At 62.8% G+C, this 17777-nt stretch carries 16 protein-coding genes and 1 pseudogene; 5 read left to right on the top strand and 12 right to left on the bottom strand.

Annotated features, from left to right (window positions below):
- A pseudogene (locus tag EFD56_RS30705) lies at positions 1-228 on the top strand (IS481 family transposase); the annotation flags it as partial.
- Between the two features lie 201 nt (positions 229-429).
- Here EFD56_RS30705 and ribB read toward each other — a convergent pair.
- The 3 genes from ribB to EFD56_RS30690 form a co-directional block, all read right to left on the bottom strand.
- The gene (gene ribB, locus EFD56_RS30700) at positions 430-1533 is read right to left on the bottom strand and encodes a 3,4-dihydroxy-2-butanone-4-phosphate synthase (protein WP_004674139.1); all 1104 of its coding nucleotides are present in this window, start codon (positions 1531-1533) and stop codon (positions 430-432) included.
- 8 nt (positions 1534-1541) lie between these two features.
- Complete coding sequence (gene aroC / locus EFD56_RS30695; protein WP_126907055.1) at positions 1542-2639, bottom strand: chorismate synthase; 1098 nt, start codon at positions 2637-2639, stop codon at positions 1542-1544.
- A gap of 162 nt (positions 2640-2801) precedes the next feature.
- Positions 2802-5978: a bifunctional diguanylate cyclase/phosphodiesterase gene (locus tag EFD56_RS30690; RefSeq protein WP_126907054.1), complete on the bottom strand. Its 3177-nt coding sequence runs from the start codon at positions 5976-5978 to the stop codon at positions 2802-2804.
- Positions 5979-6217: 239 nt separating this feature from the next.
- On the opposite strand from EFD56_RS30690, the gene EFD56_RS30685 reads away from it, so the two are divergent.
- The gene (locus tag EFD56_RS30685) at positions 6218-6478 is read left to right on the top strand and encodes a DUF1344 domain-containing protein (protein ID WP_003569889.1); all 261 of its coding nucleotides are present in this window, start codon (positions 6218-6220) and stop codon (positions 6476-6478) included.
- A 53-nt stretch (positions 6479-6531) separates the two neighbouring features.
- Here the strand turns inward: EFD56_RS30685 and EFD56_RS30680 are convergent, their stop codons facing one another.
- The 4 genes from EFD56_RS30680 to EFD56_RS30665 all read right to left on the bottom strand — a co-directional run bounded on the left by EFD56_RS30680 (position 6532) and on the right by EFD56_RS30665 (position 10066).
- Positions 6532-7122 carry a histidine phosphatase family protein gene (locus EFD56_RS30680; RefSeq protein WP_126907053.1) on the bottom strand — a complete coding sequence of 197 codons (591 nt, stop codon included), beginning with the start codon at positions 7120-7122 and terminating at the stop codon, positions 6532-6534.
- A 20-nt stretch (positions 7123-7142) separates the two neighbouring features.
- A complete protein-coding gene (gene fabI, locus EFD56_RS30675; protein WP_012482922.1) occupies positions 7143-7961 on the bottom strand; it encodes an enoyl-ACP reductase FabI in 819 nt (272 codons plus the stop codon).
- Between the two features lie 121 nt (positions 7962-8082).
- Positions 8083-9300, bottom strand: a complete 1218-nt coding sequence (locus tag EFD56_RS30670; protein ID WP_126907052.1) for a DnaJ C-terminal domain-containing protein — start codon at positions 9298-9300, stop codon at positions 8083-8085.
- A 307-nt stretch (positions 9301-9607) separates the two neighbouring features.
- Entirely contained in the window at positions 9608-10066 is a 459-nt protein-coding gene (locus EFD56_RS30665; protein ID WP_010020363.1) for an RT0821/Lpp0805 family surface protein, read from the bottom strand.
- Between the two features lie 65 nt (positions 10067-10131).
- On the opposite strand from EFD56_RS30665, the gene pdxH reads away from it, so the two are divergent.
- Entirely contained in the window at positions 10132-10752 is a 621-nt protein-coding gene (pdxH, locus tag EFD56_RS30660) for a pyridoxamine 5'-phosphate oxidase (RefSeq protein WP_012482924.1), read from the top strand.
- 5 nt (positions 10753-10757) lie between these two features.
- Here the strand turns inward: pdxH and EFD56_RS30655 are convergent, their stop codons facing one another.
- Positions 10758-11795, bottom strand: a complete 1038-nt coding sequence (locus EFD56_RS30655) for a polysaccharide deacetylase family protein (protein WP_126907051.1) — start codon at positions 11793-11795, stop codon at positions 10758-10760.
- Between the two features lie 216 nt (positions 11796-12011).
- Here EFD56_RS30655 and EFD56_RS30650 point away from each other — a divergent pair, with 216 nt between their 5' ends.
- Both EFD56_RS30650 and EFD56_RS30645 read left to right on the top strand, forming a co-directional pair.
- A complete protein-coding gene (locus EFD56_RS30650; RefSeq protein ID WP_126907050.1) occupies positions 12012-13310 on the top strand; it encodes a D-alanyl-D-alanine carboxypeptidase family protein in 1299 nt (432 codons plus the stop codon).
- A gap of 82 nt (positions 13311-13392) precedes the next feature.
- A complete protein-coding gene (locus tag EFD56_RS30645) occupies positions 13393-13710 on the top strand; it encodes a nucleoside triphosphate pyrophosphohydrolase family protein (protein ID WP_126907049.1) in 318 nt (105 codons plus the stop codon).
- Between the two features lie 43 nt (positions 13711-13753).
- Here the strand turns inward: EFD56_RS30645 and EFD56_RS30640 are convergent, their stop codons facing one another.
- From EFD56_RS30640 to tldD, 4 genes are all read right to left on the bottom strand, one after another.
- Positions 13754-14767 (bottom strand): inorganic phosphate transporter, encoded by a 1014-nt coding sequence (locus EFD56_RS30640; RefSeq protein WP_126907048.1) that lies wholly within the window; start codon positions 14765-14767, stop codon positions 13754-13756.
- The gene (locus tag EFD56_RS30635; RefSeq protein ID WP_004671832.1) at positions 14767-15408 is read right to left on the bottom strand and encodes a DUF47 domain-containing protein; all 642 of its coding nucleotides are present in this window, start codon (positions 15406-15408) and stop codon (positions 14767-14769) included. The genes EFD56_RS30640 and EFD56_RS30635 overlap by 1 nt, the downstream gene beginning before the upstream one ends.
- A 181-nt stretch (positions 15409-15589) precedes the next feature.
- Positions 15590-16081 (bottom strand): GNAT family N-acetyltransferase, encoded by a 492-nt coding sequence (locus EFD56_RS30630; RefSeq protein WP_037143767.1) that lies wholly within the window; start codon positions 16079-16081, stop codon positions 15590-15592.
- 14 nt (positions 16082-16095) lie between these two features.
- Positions 16096-17511, bottom strand: a complete 1416-nt coding sequence (gene tldD / locus EFD56_RS30625; protein WP_126907047.1) for a metalloprotease TldD — start codon at positions 17509-17511, stop codon at positions 16096-16098.
- Between the last annotated feature and the right edge of the window lie 266 nt (positions 17512-17777).

Below are 17777 nucleotides of genomic sequence, written 5' to 3'. Positions count from 1 at the left end.
TGAGATCGTGCGCCGCGTTGGAACAACCAAGGGCTATGTCAGCTTCAAGGGGCGATTCTGGCGCGTGCCCAACGCCTTCAAAACCGAACGCCTCGCCATCCGTCCGCTCCAGTACGACGGTCTCTACAGCGTATTCTTCGGCGCAACTCAGGTCGCAAAAATCGATCTCAAAAGCCCGGACTGAGTGTCAGGCATGTCTCCGAACATCTGTCAGGTATGTATCCGGGCTTTACACTTGAGCCTGGGATCCATGCGGCGGCTGCTGATGGATGCGGTGTGGATGCTCGGCTCAAGGCCGAGCATGACGGAGGGTGGGGTGCGCAGGAGACACCCATTCAAAGCGCATATGCCCGTGTCAGCCGCCATCCGCTAACGAAATCAGGCAGTCAGTCGCGGCCTGATTTGATCGTGATGAGGGAGGAGAAAGTGTCAGCAAATCTCCGTCTTGCTGATCTTGATCCCGAAACCTTCCAGGCCGACATAGTGGCGCTCGCGGCTGGTCAGCAGCTTGATCGAGCTGACGCCGAGGTCCTTGAGGATCTGGGCGCCGAGGCCGATTTCCAGCCATTCGCTTTCGCGGCTCTGTGCTTCGGCATGGGCTTCGCGGCCCTGGTTGCGGGCCTTGCGGCCATTGTCGTAATGGCCGACGCCGACCGAGCCCTCGCGCAGATAGACGATGACGCCGCGCCCTTCCGCGGCGATCTTCTCCATGTAGAAATCGACCGGGCTCTTCCTGCCGAAGAGATCCTCGGCGACATTTTCCGGATGCAAGCGCACGGGAATGTCGATGCCGTCACGGATGTCGCCGAAGACGACGGCGAGATGCTGCATCGGGTCCCAGGGCAGGGCATAGGTATGGGCCTTGGCCTTGCCGAAGGCCGTGTCGATGTCGAAGCTCGCGCCGTGCTCGACCAGCGTTTCCTTGCGCTGGCGATAGGCGATGAGATCGGCGACGGAGACGAGCTTCAGCCCGTGTTTCTCGGCGAAATCCACCACCTGCGGTCCGCGCGTCACGGTGCCGTCATCGTTGACGAGTTCGGAGATGACGCCGATCGGCGGCAGGCCGGCGAGGCGGCAGAGGTCGACGGCGGCTTCCGTATGGCCGGAGCGCATCAGCACGCCGCCTTCGCGGGAGACGAGCGGGAAGATGTGGCCGGGACGGACGAAATCGGCGGCCCCGACATTCGGATTGGCGAGGTTGCGCACCGTCAGCGTCCGGTCGTCGGCCGAGATGCCGGTCGTCGTGCCGTGCTTGAAATCGACCGAGACGGTGAAGGCGGTGGTATGGGCGGAATCGTTTTCCGCCACCATGGCGTTGAGGTTGAGGCGTTTGGCCTCTTCCTTCGGCATCGGCGCGCAGACGATGCCGGAGGTGTGGCGCACGATGAAGGCCATCTTCTCAGGCGTGGTGTGGACGGCGGCGACGATCAGGTCGCCCTCGTTTTCGCGGTCATTGTCGTCCATGACGACGACGATTTCGCCGGCCTCGAAGGCCCTGATGGCGTCGACGACGCGTTTCTGATCGTAAGACATGGACGCTCCTATTTCAGACGGCCGGTCTGGCCGCGGTCGCGAAGATAATGATCGGCGATGGCGCAGGCGACCATCGCCTCGCCGATCGGCACGGCGCGGATGCCGACGCAGGGGTCGTGCCGGCCCTTGGTGCGGACATCGACATTCTTGCCGTCGGCATCGATCGACTGGCGTTCGGTCAGGATCGAGGAGGTCGGCTTGACGGCAAAACGCGCCACGACGGGCTGCCCGGTCGAGATCCCACCGAGGATACCGCCGGCATTGTTGGAAAGAAAGATCGGCGTGCCGTCATTGCCCATGCGCATCTCGTCGGCATTGTCTTCGCCTGACGTTTCGGCCGCGGCAAAGCCGTTGCCGATCTCGACGCCCTTGACGGCGTTGATCGACATCAGCAGCGAGGCGATGTCCTGGTCGAGCTTGGCATAGATCGGTGCGCCGAGACCGGCCGGCACGCCTTCGGCGACCACTTCGATAACCGCGCCGATCGAGGAGCCGGCCTTGCGGATGCCGTCGAGATATTCCTCCCAGACCGGCACGATCGCCGCGTCGGGAGAGAAGAACGGGTTCTGGCCGACCTGGTCCCAATCCCAGTTGCGGCGGTCGATCTTGTGCTTGCCGATCTGCACCAGCGCGCCGCGCACGGTCACACCGGGAACGACGAGGCGGGCGATGCCGCCGGCTGCAACCCTCGCGGCGGTCTCCCGCGCCGAGGAGCGGCCGCCGCCGCGATAGTCGCGGATGCCGTATTTCAGGTCATAGGTATAGTCGGCATGGCCGGGGCGGTATTGCCGGGCGATCTCGCCATAATCCTTGGAGCGCTGGTCGGTGTTTTCGATCAGCATCGAGATCGGCGTGCCTGTCGATGTCATCGTCTCGCCGTCGGCATCGAGCATGACGCCTGATAGTACCTTGACGAGGTCGTCCTCGCGCCGCTGCGTGACGAAGCGGGATTGGCCAGGCTTGCGCTTGTCGAGCCAGACCTGGAGGTCTTCAAGCTTGAAGCGCAGCCCCGGAGGGCAGCCGTCGACGACGCAGCCGAGCGCCGGACCATGGCTTTCGCCCCAGGTGGTTACGCGGAAGAGGTGACCGAATGTATTGTGCGACATGTGTTCCCACGGTGGCGCCAGGGCCGGTCGCCGCCGGCCGCGCCATTGCTTCAAGAAGGCGCGACACTCATAGGCCAAAAAACCGCCGAGGCAAAAGCCTTTCTTTGCGCCAAACCGGCCGCTGCCGAAATCCTGTTTCCGTGCTTTGTAGCCGGACGGCCGTCACGAAGCCAGCCGCCATCCTGTTCTGGTCGCCTCGGCGGCGAAATCGTCGAAGGAGAGCGCCGGCGAGAAGGCATAGCCCTGCAGGATATCGCAGTCGAGGTCGCGCAGCAGGGCGGCATGCGCTGCCGTCTCCACGCCTTCGGCCACCGTCTCGACGCCGAGCGAACGGGCAATGTCGATGATCGAGCTGACCAGCGCCCGCTCCTGCGAAGCGCCGACGATCGGCTGCACCAGCTGGCGGTCGATCTTCAGCCGCTTGGGCTTCAGCTTCAGCAGGCTGACGATCGAGGTATGGCCGGTGCCGAAATCGTCGATCTCGATATCGATGCCGAGCGCCTTGATGCGTTCGAGGTTCCGCGAGACCACGTCCTCGCTCTCGTCGAGGAAGATCGATTCCACCAGTTCGAAGGAAAGTTCCCCAGGGCGGATATGCAGGTCGGCGAGCGATTCCAGCAGGCTGCCGTCATGCAGCCGGCGGGCCGAAACATTGACGGAAACCTTGGGGACGGCAATGCTGAGTGCCGTCCAGCGCATCTTGTCGCGCAGCGCCGTTTCCAGCACGATCCGGTCGAGCGTCTGCACGACGTTGATCTCGTCGGCGATGCGCAGGAACTTGTCGGGTGCGAGCCACCCCTTGGACGGATGTTTCCAGCGCACCAGCGCTTCGACGCCGGTCAGTTCCATCGTCCGGGCCGAGAATTGCGGCTGATACCAGGCGGTGAATTCGCCGTTGTCGATGCCGGCGAGGATCTCGTCGGCCGTGCGCTTGGTGTTGATGATACCGGCTTGGAGATTGTGATTGAAGAATTCGAAGCGGTTGCGGCCGGTGCTCTTGGCGCGGTAGAGCGCGATGTCGGCATTGATCAGCACCTTGCGCGCATCGATATGGATGCCATTGGCGAGCGCGATGCCGATCGACACGCCGCAGCGGCAGGAAAAGCCCTGGAAATCGATCGGCTGACGCATCTCCTCGACGATCCGCGTCGCCAGCTCGGCCATCTCCTTGTCGCCGACATCGCAGGCGAGGATGACGAATTCGTCGCCGCCGATGCGGGCGACGAGATCGCTGCCGCGGACATTCTTGGCGAGCACCTTCGAGGCATGCACCAGCATCGCATCGCCGGCCGCGTGGCCGAGCGTGTCGTTGATATCCTTGAAGCGGTCGAGATCGATGTGCAGGATCGAGAATTTCTGCCGCTGCCGGCGCCCGTCATGGGTCAGGTTTTCGAGCGCGATATCGAGCTTGCGGCGGTTGGCGAGCCCGGTCAGCGGATCATGCAGCGAATTGTGCTCGATCCTGTCCTTGGCAAGCTCGAGCTCGATGTTCTTGGCGACGGCTTCGTCCTTGGCGGCCTTGAGCCGCATTGTCATCAGCATGTCTTCGGTGGCGTCGAAGGCAATGCCCATGATCTTCATCTCGCCGGAGGCCGTCTGGTAGACCTTGCCGACCGAGCGGACATAGCGCACCGAGCCGTCGTCGACGATCACGCGGCAGACGAGCGTATGCGTATCGCCGCTTCGCTTGAAGTGACGTGCGCTTTCGAGCGCCAGCCCGCGATCCTCCGGGTGGATGCGGGAAAGCCAGATCTCCTCCGTCATGAAGCCGCTGCGCGGCGCCAGCCCGTATAGCTCGTGCATTCGCTCGTTCCAGATCGAGCCGCCTCGGTCGGGCCGCGCCTCCCATATGCCGCACTGATAGGAATTGAGCGCAAGATCGAGCCGGGTGGAAATCTCGGCGAGCTGTCCCTCGCGGCTCGAAAGCTCTTCAAGCGCCAGCTCCAGCTCGGCATTCTTGACTTCGCTCACATCTCTCGCCTTGCGCAGCGCCTCGGTCGCCTCCGCGTCTGCAGTCACGTCCCAGACGATGCCGATCGTCTTGCCGGCGCCGCCGACATCCCTGTAGAGAGCGCCGACCGAGCGCAGATGCCGGATGCCGCCGTCGGCGAGCATGATGCGGTACTGCGCGGTGCAGGCAGCACCCGCGATGCTGCAGCTGAAGAAATGCACTTCGGCGATGTCGCGATCCTCAGGCAGGACCGCCGCCAGCCATTCGTCGAGCGGTCGACTGCCTTCCTCCGCCGGCTTGCCGTGCAGGGCGGCGGCGCACGCATCCCAGAGCAGGCTGCTCGAATCCTGCAGCTCCCAGATGCCGATGTTTGAGGATTCGAGCGCCAGGTTGAGGCGCTGCGACACTTCCATGAGTTTTGCCTCGCGCGCCTCCAACTCGGCGATATTGCGATTGCGTTCGCCGAGCAGCAGCGTCGCGAGGAAGATCGGGACGATGATGATGCAGCCGGCGGCAAAGACGATCAGCCGCAACTCCGTCCGGTTTTCCGGGATTGCGGCCCAGCCGCCGTTCGGGACGGCAGAAAGCTCCCACCTGCCGCCGGCAAAGCTGATCTGGCGACGGATCGGATCCTTGTCGTCGGTGCCGGCCGAACCGAAGAACGGCGCCGGACCATCGGCCTTCCCGGCCGACGGGCCGATATCCCGGACGGCGATCGAAAGGTGGTCGAGATTGGGAAAGCGTTCCTGGTTTTCACGGTCGCGCGCCGGCCTCAGACCGGTCGCCTCGTAGAACATCTTCCGGTCGATGGTCGCCTCCACCGCGCCCCAGAGGCGCCGCTGGCCGTTTTCCTTGACGAAAACCGGAAAGAAGATTGCAAAGCCGTCCCGGCCGCCGGTCCGGATCGGGCCGTAGAAGCGCGCCGACTGATCGCCGGCTGCCCGCGTCATCGCCTTTTGCGAAAGGAGGACCTCGCGCACATCGCGGCCGATCCGCTCATTACCGGCTTGCGTCGGATAGATGTCGCTGATGATGAAATCGGGCGCGACCGCGATATGAACGAAAGCTGGGTTCTGGATCAGCAGCCAGTTGATCTGGCGCTCCATATCCGCCTTGTTTGCCGTGCCGTTGACGGAGGTCAGGTTGGCGAGATCGCGGACGACACTGAGATCCATGTTGATCTCAGCCATCACCCGGGCGCGCAACAGGTTCATTTCGTTTTCGGTGCGGATATGAAGTTCGCGCAGATGAGAGGCAGTATTGGCCCGATCGAGGGCGAAGCCGACCATGGTGACGATGACGGCGACGAACGACGAAACCAGAAACGAGACGCGGGTATTCTTCAACACGCGCCGCAACTGCTTGCTGTCGCCGAACCTGGATAGCAAAATGAGACCCTCATATTCCCGATAACTTTAGGAGGCAGGGGTTAATTTACGATTGCCTGTTTTCGATGCTGAAAACCGCGGAAGGCGGGAAAGGCGTGGTTAACGCGGCATCTTGATTATGTTTAAAATGCTATTCATCAATTGGGCGGGAAAAGCCATTCTTACGGGCAATTTTCGCCATATTCAGGAGCTTATCTGTGGCCAGTAGTCTCGTGCAGCGTTTCAAAAGGATTGTCGCCATGCGTTTCGTCGTCGCCACGCTTTTGGCCACAGCAAGTTTTCTGTCGCCGATGAGCGGTTTTGCCGAAAGCGCCGACGTCGAGGCGACGATCAAGAAGGTCGACACGGCCAATCTCGTGCTGACGCTCGACGACGGCAAGACCTATCAGGCGCCCGAGGAATTCAATTTCGACGGCCTCGAAGCCGGCGTCAAAGTGATCGTCTTCTATACCGAGGTCGACGGCAAGCGCGTCATCAACGATCTCGACATCGTCAAATAGGCAAGCCTAAACTCCTAGATTGACGTATAATTTTTACTTCCATTCCGCGACACCTACAGCCAGACGATCGTCTGCGCGGCGGTGTCGATCCTGACGATCTGGTCCTGCGGGATTCCGCCTTCCGCGGCGCTGCTTTTCGGCAGGTCGGCGATCATCTGGAAAAGCGTGCGGATGACGCCGCCATGGGTGACGCAGACGGTCGGGCGGTCGACCGAGCGCAGCCATGCGCCGGTGCGCCAGGAAAGGATCTCGTAGCTTTCGGCATCGTCGCCCGGCGGGATGAAATCCCATTTCGAGGCATTGCGTTCCGCTACCCGCTCGCGCTGCGTCGCCTTCAGCTCCTTGAGCGTCGAGCCCTCCCAATCGCCGAAGGAAATTTCCACCAGTCTCGGATCGGTGCGATAGGCAAGCGGCGGCAGGCCCATGGCGGCGCGCATGATCTCCATGGTCGCGCGCGTGCGCCCGAGCGGGCTGGCGACGAAATCGAATTCGCCGACCGTCTCGCCGAGAATCTCCGCAAGTGCAAGGCCGTTCCGCCGGGCCTGCTCCAGGCCGACGGCGTTCATCGGAACGTCCTTCTGGCCCTGCAGGCGGCGCTCGGCATTCCAGTCCGTCTGACCGTGTCTGATCACATAGATAAGCACGGTCCAGACTCCGGAGGCATTTAGTCCTTGACGACCGAAATATCGGGCGCGTCGACCGCCTTCATGCCAATGACATGATAGCCGCTGTCGGCGTGGTGCACTTCACCGGTGACCGAGCGCGACAGGTCGGACAGCAGATAGAGGCCGACATCGCCGACTTCTTCGATGGTGACGGTGCGCCGCAGCGGGGCGTTATATTCGTTCCACTTCAGAATGTAGCGGAAATCGCCGATGCCGGAGGCGGCGAGCGTCTTGATCGGTCCGGCCGAAACGGCGTTGACGCGGATGTTCTGCGGCCCGAGATCGACGGCGAGATATTTGACGCTGGCTTCGAGCGCGGCTTTGGCGACGCCCATGACGTTATAGTTCGGCATCACCTTCTCGGCGCCGTAATAGGTCAGCGTCAGCATCGAGCCGCCATCCGTCATCAGCTTCTCGGCGCGGCGTGCGACCGAGGTGAAGGAATAGACGGAGATCTGCATCGTCTTGTTGAAATTGTCGGGCGAGGTGTCGATGTAGCGGCCGGTCAGTTCGTCCTTGTCGGAGAAGCCGATGGCATGCACGAGGAAATCGATCTTGCCCCAGAGCTTTTCGACATTTTCGAAAACGGCGTCGATGGTGGCTTCGTCGGCGACGTCGCAATGGCCGACCAGCGTCGCGTCGATTTCGGCGGCGAGCGGTTCGACACGCTTCTTCAGCGCATCGCCCTGATAGGTGAGCGCAACTTCTCCGCCCTGCGCATGAATGGCCTTGGCAATACCCCACGCAATCGAACGATTGTTGGCGACACCCATGATGACGCCGCGTTTGCCTGCCATGAGGCCGGATGCTTGAGCCATATTTCGCTCCCTAGGATTCTGATCGATCCTGCCTATGGCATAGGCCGTTAATCGGTTCAAGCTTGGCCTGGATCATCAACTGTTAGGGATCGTAACAAAGGGTGCGATTGTCGTAAAAATTTCACAAAAACAGGCCTTCGCGCATGCTCCGCATGAGATCGGTGATCTTGTCGTCGGGTTTTTCCCACAGGATGATACGCAATTCGACGACGAGATCGCCTCTGCTGCCGTCGTCGCGCGGCAATCCCTGGCCGGAAATCCGGATTGTCTTATCCGAGCCCGACCAGGCGGGAACGGTGATATCAAGCGGCCCGGCCGGTCCGTCGATGCGCGCCTCGGTGCCGAGCACGGCGTTTTCGATGCTGAGCGGCAGCACGGCGTGCAGGTCGAAACCGTCGACGGTGAAGCGCGGATCGGGAGCGATGCGGATATTGACGACGGCGTCGCCGCGCTGCATGCCCGGCAGCTTGAAGCCCTGTCCCTTGAGCCGGATCTCGTGACCATCCGTCGTACCCGCCGGCAATGCGAAGCCGATTTCGCGGCCCTCCGGCAGAGATGCGGTGATCCAGCCGCTCTTCAGCACGTCGTCGATCGTCACCGTCGCCGTCGTCACCTCGTCAGGCGCTTTTTCGAGGCCGGTATCCTTGGCGCCGGTGAAACGGCGCACCAGCGATGTCAGAATGCTGAGCGGCAGCGGCAGATTGGCGGCGGCATTGTTGGACGCCTCGCCGGCTTCCTCCTCGGTGTCGGCAGCATCGCCATCGGTGCGCTTGCCCGCTTCGGCCTGTGTCTGGCCCTGCGTCTGCTGGCCCTGGGTTTGCTGAGCTTGGGCCTGCTGAGATTGGGTCTGCTGATATTGGGTTTGCTGATTCTGGGCGTTCTGCGCGCGCGCCTGGCCGCCCGCCGCAGTCCGGGCCTGTGCGCCGAAAATGCGTTCCACCATCTCTTCGGCGCCTTCGCCGGCACCGGCCTGCTGCCTGGAGCCTTCGGCCGCGGTCTTCTGGGCGGCGCGGGCAAGCTCTTCCATCACCCGCTCGGCATTGGCCTGCGCCGCCTTGGCGCGGGCGGCTGCCTCGCGTGCGGCCTGACGCTGCTGCATGATCGTCTGTTCCTGCTTCTTGGCTTCCGCCATTCGCACGGCATTGTCGAACAGGCTGCGTTTGCGCGGATCCCGCAGCGTTTCATAGGCGCGGCCGATTTCGGCGAACCGGGCCGTCGCCGTCGGATCGTCCTGATTGTGGTCGGGATGGGCGGCCTTCGCCATATTGCGCCAGGCCGCCTTGATCTCGTCCGCCGCTGCGTCGCGCTTGACGCCCAGAATTTTGTAAGGATCGCGCATGTCAAAACCGCCGGTGTTGCGATGCGGGCGCCTGTCCTTGCCCGGCATCCCCGCCCAATATCAAAGTCCAATATCAACGCCGTGCGGCGCCACCGGCCGCAAAGGCAGGGAGAGCCACTCTCAACGCCGATCGTGCGGCTGAGTTGCTAATCACTTCTTATTTCTGTGGAGGGATTGGGAGTGTTTTTGCCGCAAATGGTTAGCTCTTTGCTAAGCATTCGGCTGAAAGCCGGCGGCCGTTAACCTGTGCGCGCCGAATCGGTTCTGCCGCGGGATGATTCCCGCGTGGATCAATTTTTCGGCCGGATCAGCTCTCCGGCTGGAAGCTCAGGAGCTGCCAGTTGCCGCCGCCGACCAGGCAGGTCTTGCCGTAGAATTTGGCGATGCCGACATAGGAGTGCCGGGTGGTGCGGAACTGCCGGCAGACCTGGCCCGCCTCATTGTTCTCGACGATCGTATCGATGACGCCGGCGCTGCCGGTCGATGCATTCGCCCAGGGAAGCGGCTGGCCTTCGAGCTTGCCGACATCGGCCGAAGTCACGGCGTTGCGCACCGTCATCTCGTCCGAGAGCGTGTCGGTGCTCGGCGGCGTCTGCGGCACCGTGCCCGTTGCCACCGACCGGTCGACCTTGGCTTCGCTCAGGAAATCCATACCGCCGGCAAGGCAGCCGGAAAGCGACAGCATTGCGGCGCCGATGACCAGGAAGACGCTGCCGCGTTGCCGCAGCCCCTTTGTATGGCGATATGACTTTGCTATGACTTCCACCCTGCATCCTGTCCAGTTATCAAAAGCTGGGCGAGTTTTGAATAATCCGGGGCATTTGAACCAATATGTCGGCAAACGAGTTAACAAGCGGTGACTTTACCGAAAGTGGCGAACCCTTCAAGCTCTTTGCCGAGTGGTTGAAGGAGGCCGAGGCCTCGGAGCCGAACGATCCGAATGCCGTGGCGCTGGCAACGGTCGATGAAGATGGCCTTCCCAATGTCCGCATGGTTCTCCTGAAGGGATTCGATGATGACGGTTTCGTCTTCTACACGAATTTCGAGAGCCAGAAAGGTCGCGAAATCTTGGGGCAGAGAAAAGCCGCCATGTGTTTCCACTGGAAAAGCCTGCGCCGCCAGGTGCGGCTGCGCGGCCCCGTCGAGATCGTGAGCGACGCCGAAGCCGATGCCTATTTCAAGACGCGGGCGCGCGGCAGCCGCATCGGCGCCTGGGCCTCCAAACAGTCCCGTCCGCTCGAAAGCCGCTTCGCGCTCGAGAAAGCGGTGGCCGAATACACCGCCCGTTATGCCCTCGGCGAGATACCCCGCCCGGCCCACTGGTCTGGCTTCCGCATCCGGCCGACCTCGATCGAATTCTGGAAGGATCAGGCGTTCCGCCTGCATGACCGAATCGAATTCCGCCGCCCGTCGCCGGTCGGGGCGTGGGAAAAGGTGCGGATGTATCCGTAAGAAGATTACTTGCCCATCAGCTTCAGCGGAATGCCGGAGGCTAGCGCCGAGACGTAGCGCCGCTTCTGGTAGAAGCCGTTCAGCGACATGCGGGGGAGATAGCCGGTTTTCTCCGCGGCAGGCAGCCCCGGCTGCGTGGTGACCGCAACCGAAAAGCCCAGCCGGCCGGCAATCGCCGCCTCGCGGCCGGTCGCTGCCTCCGGCGTACCATAGGGATAGGCGATCGTGGCGGGACGGATGCCGGTCACCGCCTCGAGGTAATCGGCCGAAACTTCCATCTCGATTCGCGCTTCGGCTTCCGGCAGGCGGGCGAGCGCCCGATGGCTGATCGTATGAGCGCCGAGTGCGGCGAGCGGACGCCGGGCGAGCCACTGCAACTCACCCGGCCCCATTACCAGTGCGCGCACGATATCGGTCGGCTCGATGCCGTTTTCCCGCGCCAGCATATCGAGGGCGGCGACGGCGCGGGCCTCGTCGGAGCGGTGGATATAGGTCGCGAAGCGGTCGAAGGCGTCCCATTGCTGCTGCGGGCTTTCGAGCGCCAGCCGCTCGCTGCCGTGGCCGAAATCGAAGCGGATTTCCCGGGTCCGGCGCAGCAGAGCGGCGAGCGTCTCCCACCAGATGCTGTGGGAGCCTTCGGCAAAACCCTTGGTCACGAACACCGTGAACGGCGCCCGATGCCGCTCGAACACCGGCAGCGCATGCTCCAGATTGTTGATGTAGCCGTCGTCGAGCGTGAAGGCCGCAAACGGCTTTCCGCCCTCCGGCTCCGCCAGCAGTACGGGCACCTGATCGAGCGGTACGAAGCGATAACCCTCCCGCCGCAACCGGCGCAGCGCCGCATCGAGAAAGCCGGGGGTGATTTCGAGATGCGCGTTCGGCTCGAAAGCTTCCGGCACGTGCGGGCGCACGTGATGCAGCGTGAAGATGACGCCGCGTCCGCGCGCCTGTCGCATCAGCCCGGCCGCGGCGATCAGCCAGGATGCCTCGAGCCCGGCGCCGATCGCCACGCGTTTTGCCAGTCGCTTCAATTGTCCCGTCATGCGCCGCCTACTGTCTTTTGCGGCAAACTAGCAACAGCGGCTTAAGCCTTGCTGAATCCCGATTGCGCACAGCTTCTTTGGCTTTTTGTTAACCAAGGCGATGAAAAGACTAGAAAAACGGTAGGCGTTGCCGCAAAGTCGCGCCAAACTTGCGGCTTCTGTCACATTACGACACAGGGCCGGCCCATCGGGAGCCAGCGCATCAGGGGAATATCCATGAGAAAGCTTTTGGCGGCTGTTTTGACCGTAACGCTGGCCGTTTCGGCGCCGCTTGCGGCTCTGGCCGGCAGCGCCTCGCTGATCCTCGATGCCCGCACCGGCAAGGTTCTTGCCGCCGAAAACGCCGACACGCTGAACCACCCGGCCTCGCTGACGAAGATGATGACGCTTTATCTCACCTTCGAGGCGTTGAAGCGCGGCAAGATCGATTGGGATACGCCGATCAGAATGTCGAAATATGCTGCCGCCCGGCCACCGACCAAGCTCGGTGTCAAGGCGGGCGGCACCATCACGGTGCGAGAGGCCGTTTATGGCATGATCGTCAAATCCGCCAATGATGCCGCCGCCGCCATGGCCGAGACGCTCGGCGGCTCGGAGAGCGGTTTTGCCCGGATGATGACGGCCAAAGCCCGCCAGCTCGGCATGAGCCGCACCGTCTTCGTCAACGCATCGGGCCTGCCCAATCCGAGCCAGGTGACGACGGCGCGCGACATGTCGACGCTTGGCGTGGCGCTGATGAAGAATTACCCGAATGAATACCGCCTGTTTTCGATGGCGAGCTTCAATTTCCGCGGCAAGACCGTACGCGGTCACAACAACCTCATGTACCGTTACGAGGGCATGGACGGCATCAAGACGGGCTATACCAACGCCTCTGGCTTCAACCTCGTCAGCGCCGTCAGGGACGGCAACCGCCGCGTCGTCGGCGTCGTGCTCGGCGGCCGCACCGCCCGCAGCCGCGACGCCAAGATGGCCGGTCTGCTCGACCGCTATCTCGGCCGTGCCTCGTCTTCCGGCGGCGCCAGACTGGTGGCGAGCGTCGGCGCCAGGGAGCCTGTCGAAGTCGCCTCTGCCGCCGATGCCTCCGATGTTCCGGTGCCGCTCAACGCGCCGCGCCCGGCCGGCGACGCCGCGCCGAAGGGTCTTGGAGCCAACAGTCTGGCCTATGCCGACGATGCCGTCGTGCCGTTGGAGCGACCGACCGCGATGGACGAAATTCTCGCCGCCGGCAAGACGGTGAAGCCTTCGGCAGAGAAGGCCGATGGAAACTGGCAAATCCAGATCTCGGCGGCACCGAGCGCCGATGCGGCGCGGGCGCTTCTCGCCCAGGCGCAGTTGGAAGCCGGTGCCCCGCTTGATTCGGCCTCGCCCTACACCGAGGCGGTCGGGCAGGGTGCCAACAGGATCTACCGCGCCCGCTTCGTCGGCTTCGCCAGCAAGGATGCCGCCGTCTCCGCCTGCGATGCGCTGAAGCAGCGCTCCTACGACTGCATGCTGCTGCCCGATCACGGCTGAACCGCCGCGACGATCCGGGCAGTCGACGCTGGACATTCCTCGGGAATCGCGGTCTCCTTCCATAAACAAAAGGAGAACGCCCATGCTGCGCCGTCTCGCCGACCAGTTCGAAACCTCATCCGCCGCCTATGCCGCCGCCAACGGCATCAAGCGCGACGCCGACTGGTTCCTGTTGAAACTGCAGGAGGAATTGGGTGAGCTCACCCAGGCCTGGAACCGCCTGACCGGCCGCGGCCGCCGCAGGGAGCGGACGCAGGAAGAGCTCGACCGCGATCTCGCCGACGAGACCGCCGACCTGCTCGGCCATATCCTGCTCTTTGCCCGCCGCAACGACATCGACCTTGCAGCCGCGATCGAACGGAAGTGGCGGTTTCAGCCGGCGCAGACACCGCGGGCGTAAGCACTGCGGCATGCGCTCCCCGGATCCGAGACCGCGACCGGCTTTAGAAGATTGCGCTCAATCCGGTTACCAGCCAGAACGAAAGCGCCGAAATCATCGCGACGGCCGGCAGGGTGATGACCCACGCGACGACGATATTGCCCGCCAGACCCCAGCGCACCGCAGACATGCGCCTTGCAGCGCCGACGCCGACGATGGCGCCGGTTATGGTGTGGGTGGTGGAAACCGGAATGCCGAGCCAGGTCGCGCCGAAGAGCGTCAAGGCGCCGCCCGTTTCGGCGCAGAAGCCCTGCATCGGGTTCAGCCTGGTAATCTTCGAACCCATCGTGTGAACGATGCGCCAGCCGCCGAACAGCGTGCCGAGAGCCATTGCGGCCTGGCATGACAGGACCACCCAGAGCGGCACATGGAAGCCGCCGCCGAGGTAACCCTGCGAATAAAGGAGCACGGCGATGATGCCCATGGTCTTCTGCGCGTCGTTGCCGCCGTGGCCGAGCGAATAGAGCGAGGCCGAGACAAACTGCAGGAAGCGAAACGATCGATCGACTGCAAAGGGCGTCTGGCGGATGAATGTCCAGGTCACCACCAGGATCAGAAACAGCGCCAGGAGAAAGCCGATCATCGGCGACATGACGATTGCCGCAGCCGTCTTCAGAAGGCCGCTCCAGACAATCGAGCTCAGACCGGTTTTGGCAAGGCCCGCTCCGACCAGCCCGCCGACCAGAGCGTGGGAGGAGCTGGAAGGAATGCCGAAGATCCAGGTCACGACGTTCCAGACGATGGCGCCGACGAGCGCTGCGAAAATCACCTGCGGCGTGACGATCGCCGGATCGATGATGCCGGTTCCGAGCGTTTCGGCCACATGCAGGCCGAAGAACAGAAAGGCGATGAAATTGAAGAACGCAGCCCAGATGACCGCGTATTGCGGCCTCAGGACCCTGGTCGATACGATCGTCGCAATCGAATTGGCGGCATCATGCAGGCCATTGAGAAAATCGAACAGCAGGGCGACGCCGATCAGGCCGACGAGAAGGGGAAGAGCGAGCGCGGCCTCCATCAGACATTCTCGATCACGATGCCGCTGATTTCATTGGCGACATCCTCGAAACGGTCGACCACCTTTTCCAGCTCACCATAGATTTCGCTGCCGATCATATAGGCCATCGCATTGTTGGCGCCGTGCCGGCGGAACAGATCTTTGAGGCCCTGCTCGTGCAGTTCGTCGGAGCGGCCTTCCACCCGCGTGACCTGCTCGACAATGGCCGACAGACGCGGCGCATTGGCGGTCATGCGATCAAGCAACGGAATTGCCTCGGCGATCAGATTGGCTGCCTCGACTACAGTCTTGCCCATCTCCCGCATGCCCGGATCGAAGCTGGTCTGCTCGAAGAGGCGGATGGTCTTGACGGTCTTGTGCATCATGTCGATCGCGTCATCCATGGATTGGATGAGGTCCTTGATGTCGCCGCGATCGAAGGGCGTGATGAAGCTTCGCCGCACGGCTTGCATGACCTCACGCGTGATATTGTCCGCCTGGTCTTCCAATCGTACGATCGTGTCGCATTGCCGTTCGATCTCAATGCCCGACAGCAACCGGTCCAGGGCTTCCGCGGCTTCAACGATTGTCGTCGAATGCTGTTCAAACAGCACAAAAAACCGGTCTTCGCGCGGCATCAACTTTCGAAACCAACCAAGCATAAGGACCTCGCGATTCCTGGTCTGGGCATTGGACAGCGACAGCGAGCCGCCATCCGGGACGGCCGTTCATAACCTCTATCTCCTTGACGAGATAGGGCCGGGTCGAGGTTTATGACAGATTTGTGACAGCCGGCCCCGAAAAGCCGCTTTCTCCAGGAACGCGGGTTTTCAGCAGCAGCGATCAGCCGACTTTGTATCGGTAGAACTTGCTGTCCACCGCCATCAGCGGGAAGGTGCGGGGCAGGGCGCTCTTGGCGATCTCGGTAAAACCGTTCTTCTCGTAGAAGCGATGGGCGGCGACGAACTTGTCAGTCGTGCCGAGGAAGATATCGGTGAGGCCGGCATCCCTGGCGTGGGCAAACAGGCGGTCGAGGAGCAGCGCCGCCACCCCGTGCTCGCGGCCGCGCACCTCGGCGGCGACGAACATCTTGCGAAGCGCCGCCTGGTTGTTGCCGATATCCTTCAAGCCGACCGTGCCGACGATGACGTCGTCCTTGACCGCCACCCAGAACTGGCCTTTGCCCGACTGGTAGAAATCCGGAATGACCCTGAGATCCGGCTGCGCATCGGCGGTGATGTCGATGCCGAATTCCTCGCGTTGGATCGGCAGGATCACCGACAGCACGTCATCGGCGTCGCCTTCGGCAAAAGGCCTGATTTCGATCTCCGCCATTCGCTCCTCCCGCCTCAGGTCTGCGTGCCGCCGACGGTCACCTGATCCATGCGCAGATGCGGCTGGCCGACGCCGACAGGGACCCATTGGCCGCCCTTGCCGCAATTGCCGATGCCGGTGTCGAGCTTCATGTCGTTGCCGATCATCGACACACGCTTCATCGCATCCGGGCCGTTGCCGATCAGCATTGCGCCATTGATCGGCGCGCCGACCTTGCCGTTTTCGATCAGATAGGCCTCGGTGCAGCCGAAGACGAACTTGCCGGAGGTGATGTCCACCTGGCCGCCGCCGAAGGAGACGGCATAAATGCCCTTCTTCACCGAGGCGATGATTTCCTCGGGCGTCTTGTCGCCGCCGAGCATATAGGTGTTGGTCATGCGCGGCATCGGCACATGTGCATAACCCTGGCGGCGGCCGTTGCCGGTGGCAGCCATGCCCATCAGCCGGGCATTCTGCCGATCCTGCATATAGCCGACGAGCTTGCCCTTCTCGATCAGCACATTGTAGCCCGATGGCGTGCCCTCGTCGTCGATGGTGATCGAGCCGCGGCGGTTGTCGATCGTGCCGTCGTCGACGACGGTGACACCGGGTGCTGCGACCATCTGGCCGAGAAGGCCGGCAAAGGCCGACGTCTTCTTGCGATTGAAATCGCCTTCGAGTCCGTGACCGACGGCCTCGTGCAGCATGACGCCCGGCCAGCCGGAGCCGAGAACGACATCCATCGTGCCCGCCGGCGCATCGATCGCCTCGAGATTGACCAGCGCCTGGCGCAACGCCTCGTCGGCGCCGAGCTTCCAGCTTCCCGTTGCGATGAAATCGCCGAAGCCGATGCGGCCGCCCTGGCCATAGGAGCCGCTTTCCTGCCGGTCGCCATCGCCGACCACGACCGAGATGTTGATGCGCGTCATCGGGCGGATGTCCTGAACGCGATGACCGTCGGCCCGCAGGATGTCGACCATCTGCCAGCTAGCCGCCACCGACGCCGTTACCTGCCGCACCTTGTCGTTCTTGTTCCGGAGATAGGCGTCGATCTCTGTCAGCACCTTCACCTTCTCTTCGAAGCTCGGCGAGCCGATCGGATTTTCGTCGGTATAGAGCTTGCGGTTGGTGCGCTGGGGTGCGGCCGCATAGCTGCCGGCATAACCGCGCGTGACGGCACTGACGGCATCGGCGGCCCGTTTCAGCGCCGTGACGGAAAGATCGCCCGCATGCGCATAACCCACAGCTTCGCCGGCAACGGCGCGTAGCCCGAAACCCTGCTCGGTATTGAAGCTGCCGCCCTTCAGCCGGCCGTTGTCGAAGGTCAGCGCTTCGGCTTGCGCATGCTCGATAAACAGTTCGCCGTCATCGGCGCCGGACAGAGCCTCGGCGACCAGGCCACGCATCGTGGCTTCGTCGGCATCGAATAGCGTCAGGAGGTCGGTGGTCATGGTCTGGCTCCAATGGGCATGCGTTCGGGAATGCGCTTACGCATCTAGATAGGGCTCAACCCGATAGAGAGTGAAGCCCCGCGGCCGAATTATTATTGCCGAGCAAGATGATCTCAGTGCGCGCGAACGAGATATAAGCGTCTTATCGCTTGGCGCTGCGGGGCGCTCCTGCCGAATGGATTCCCCCGCGCCAACATCAAATCTGGCTGGAACGTCACCCCATCCTCCGTCATCCCAGGCCTTGAGCCGCCTGGGATCCATGCCCG

It is taken from the genome of Rhizobium phaseoli (assembly GCF_003985125.1).
Lineage (GTDB): Bacteria > Pseudomonadota > Alphaproteobacteria > Rhizobiales > Rhizobiaceae > Rhizobium > Rhizobium phaseoli.
This window is presented reverse-complemented; position numbering and strand designations above follow the sequence as displayed.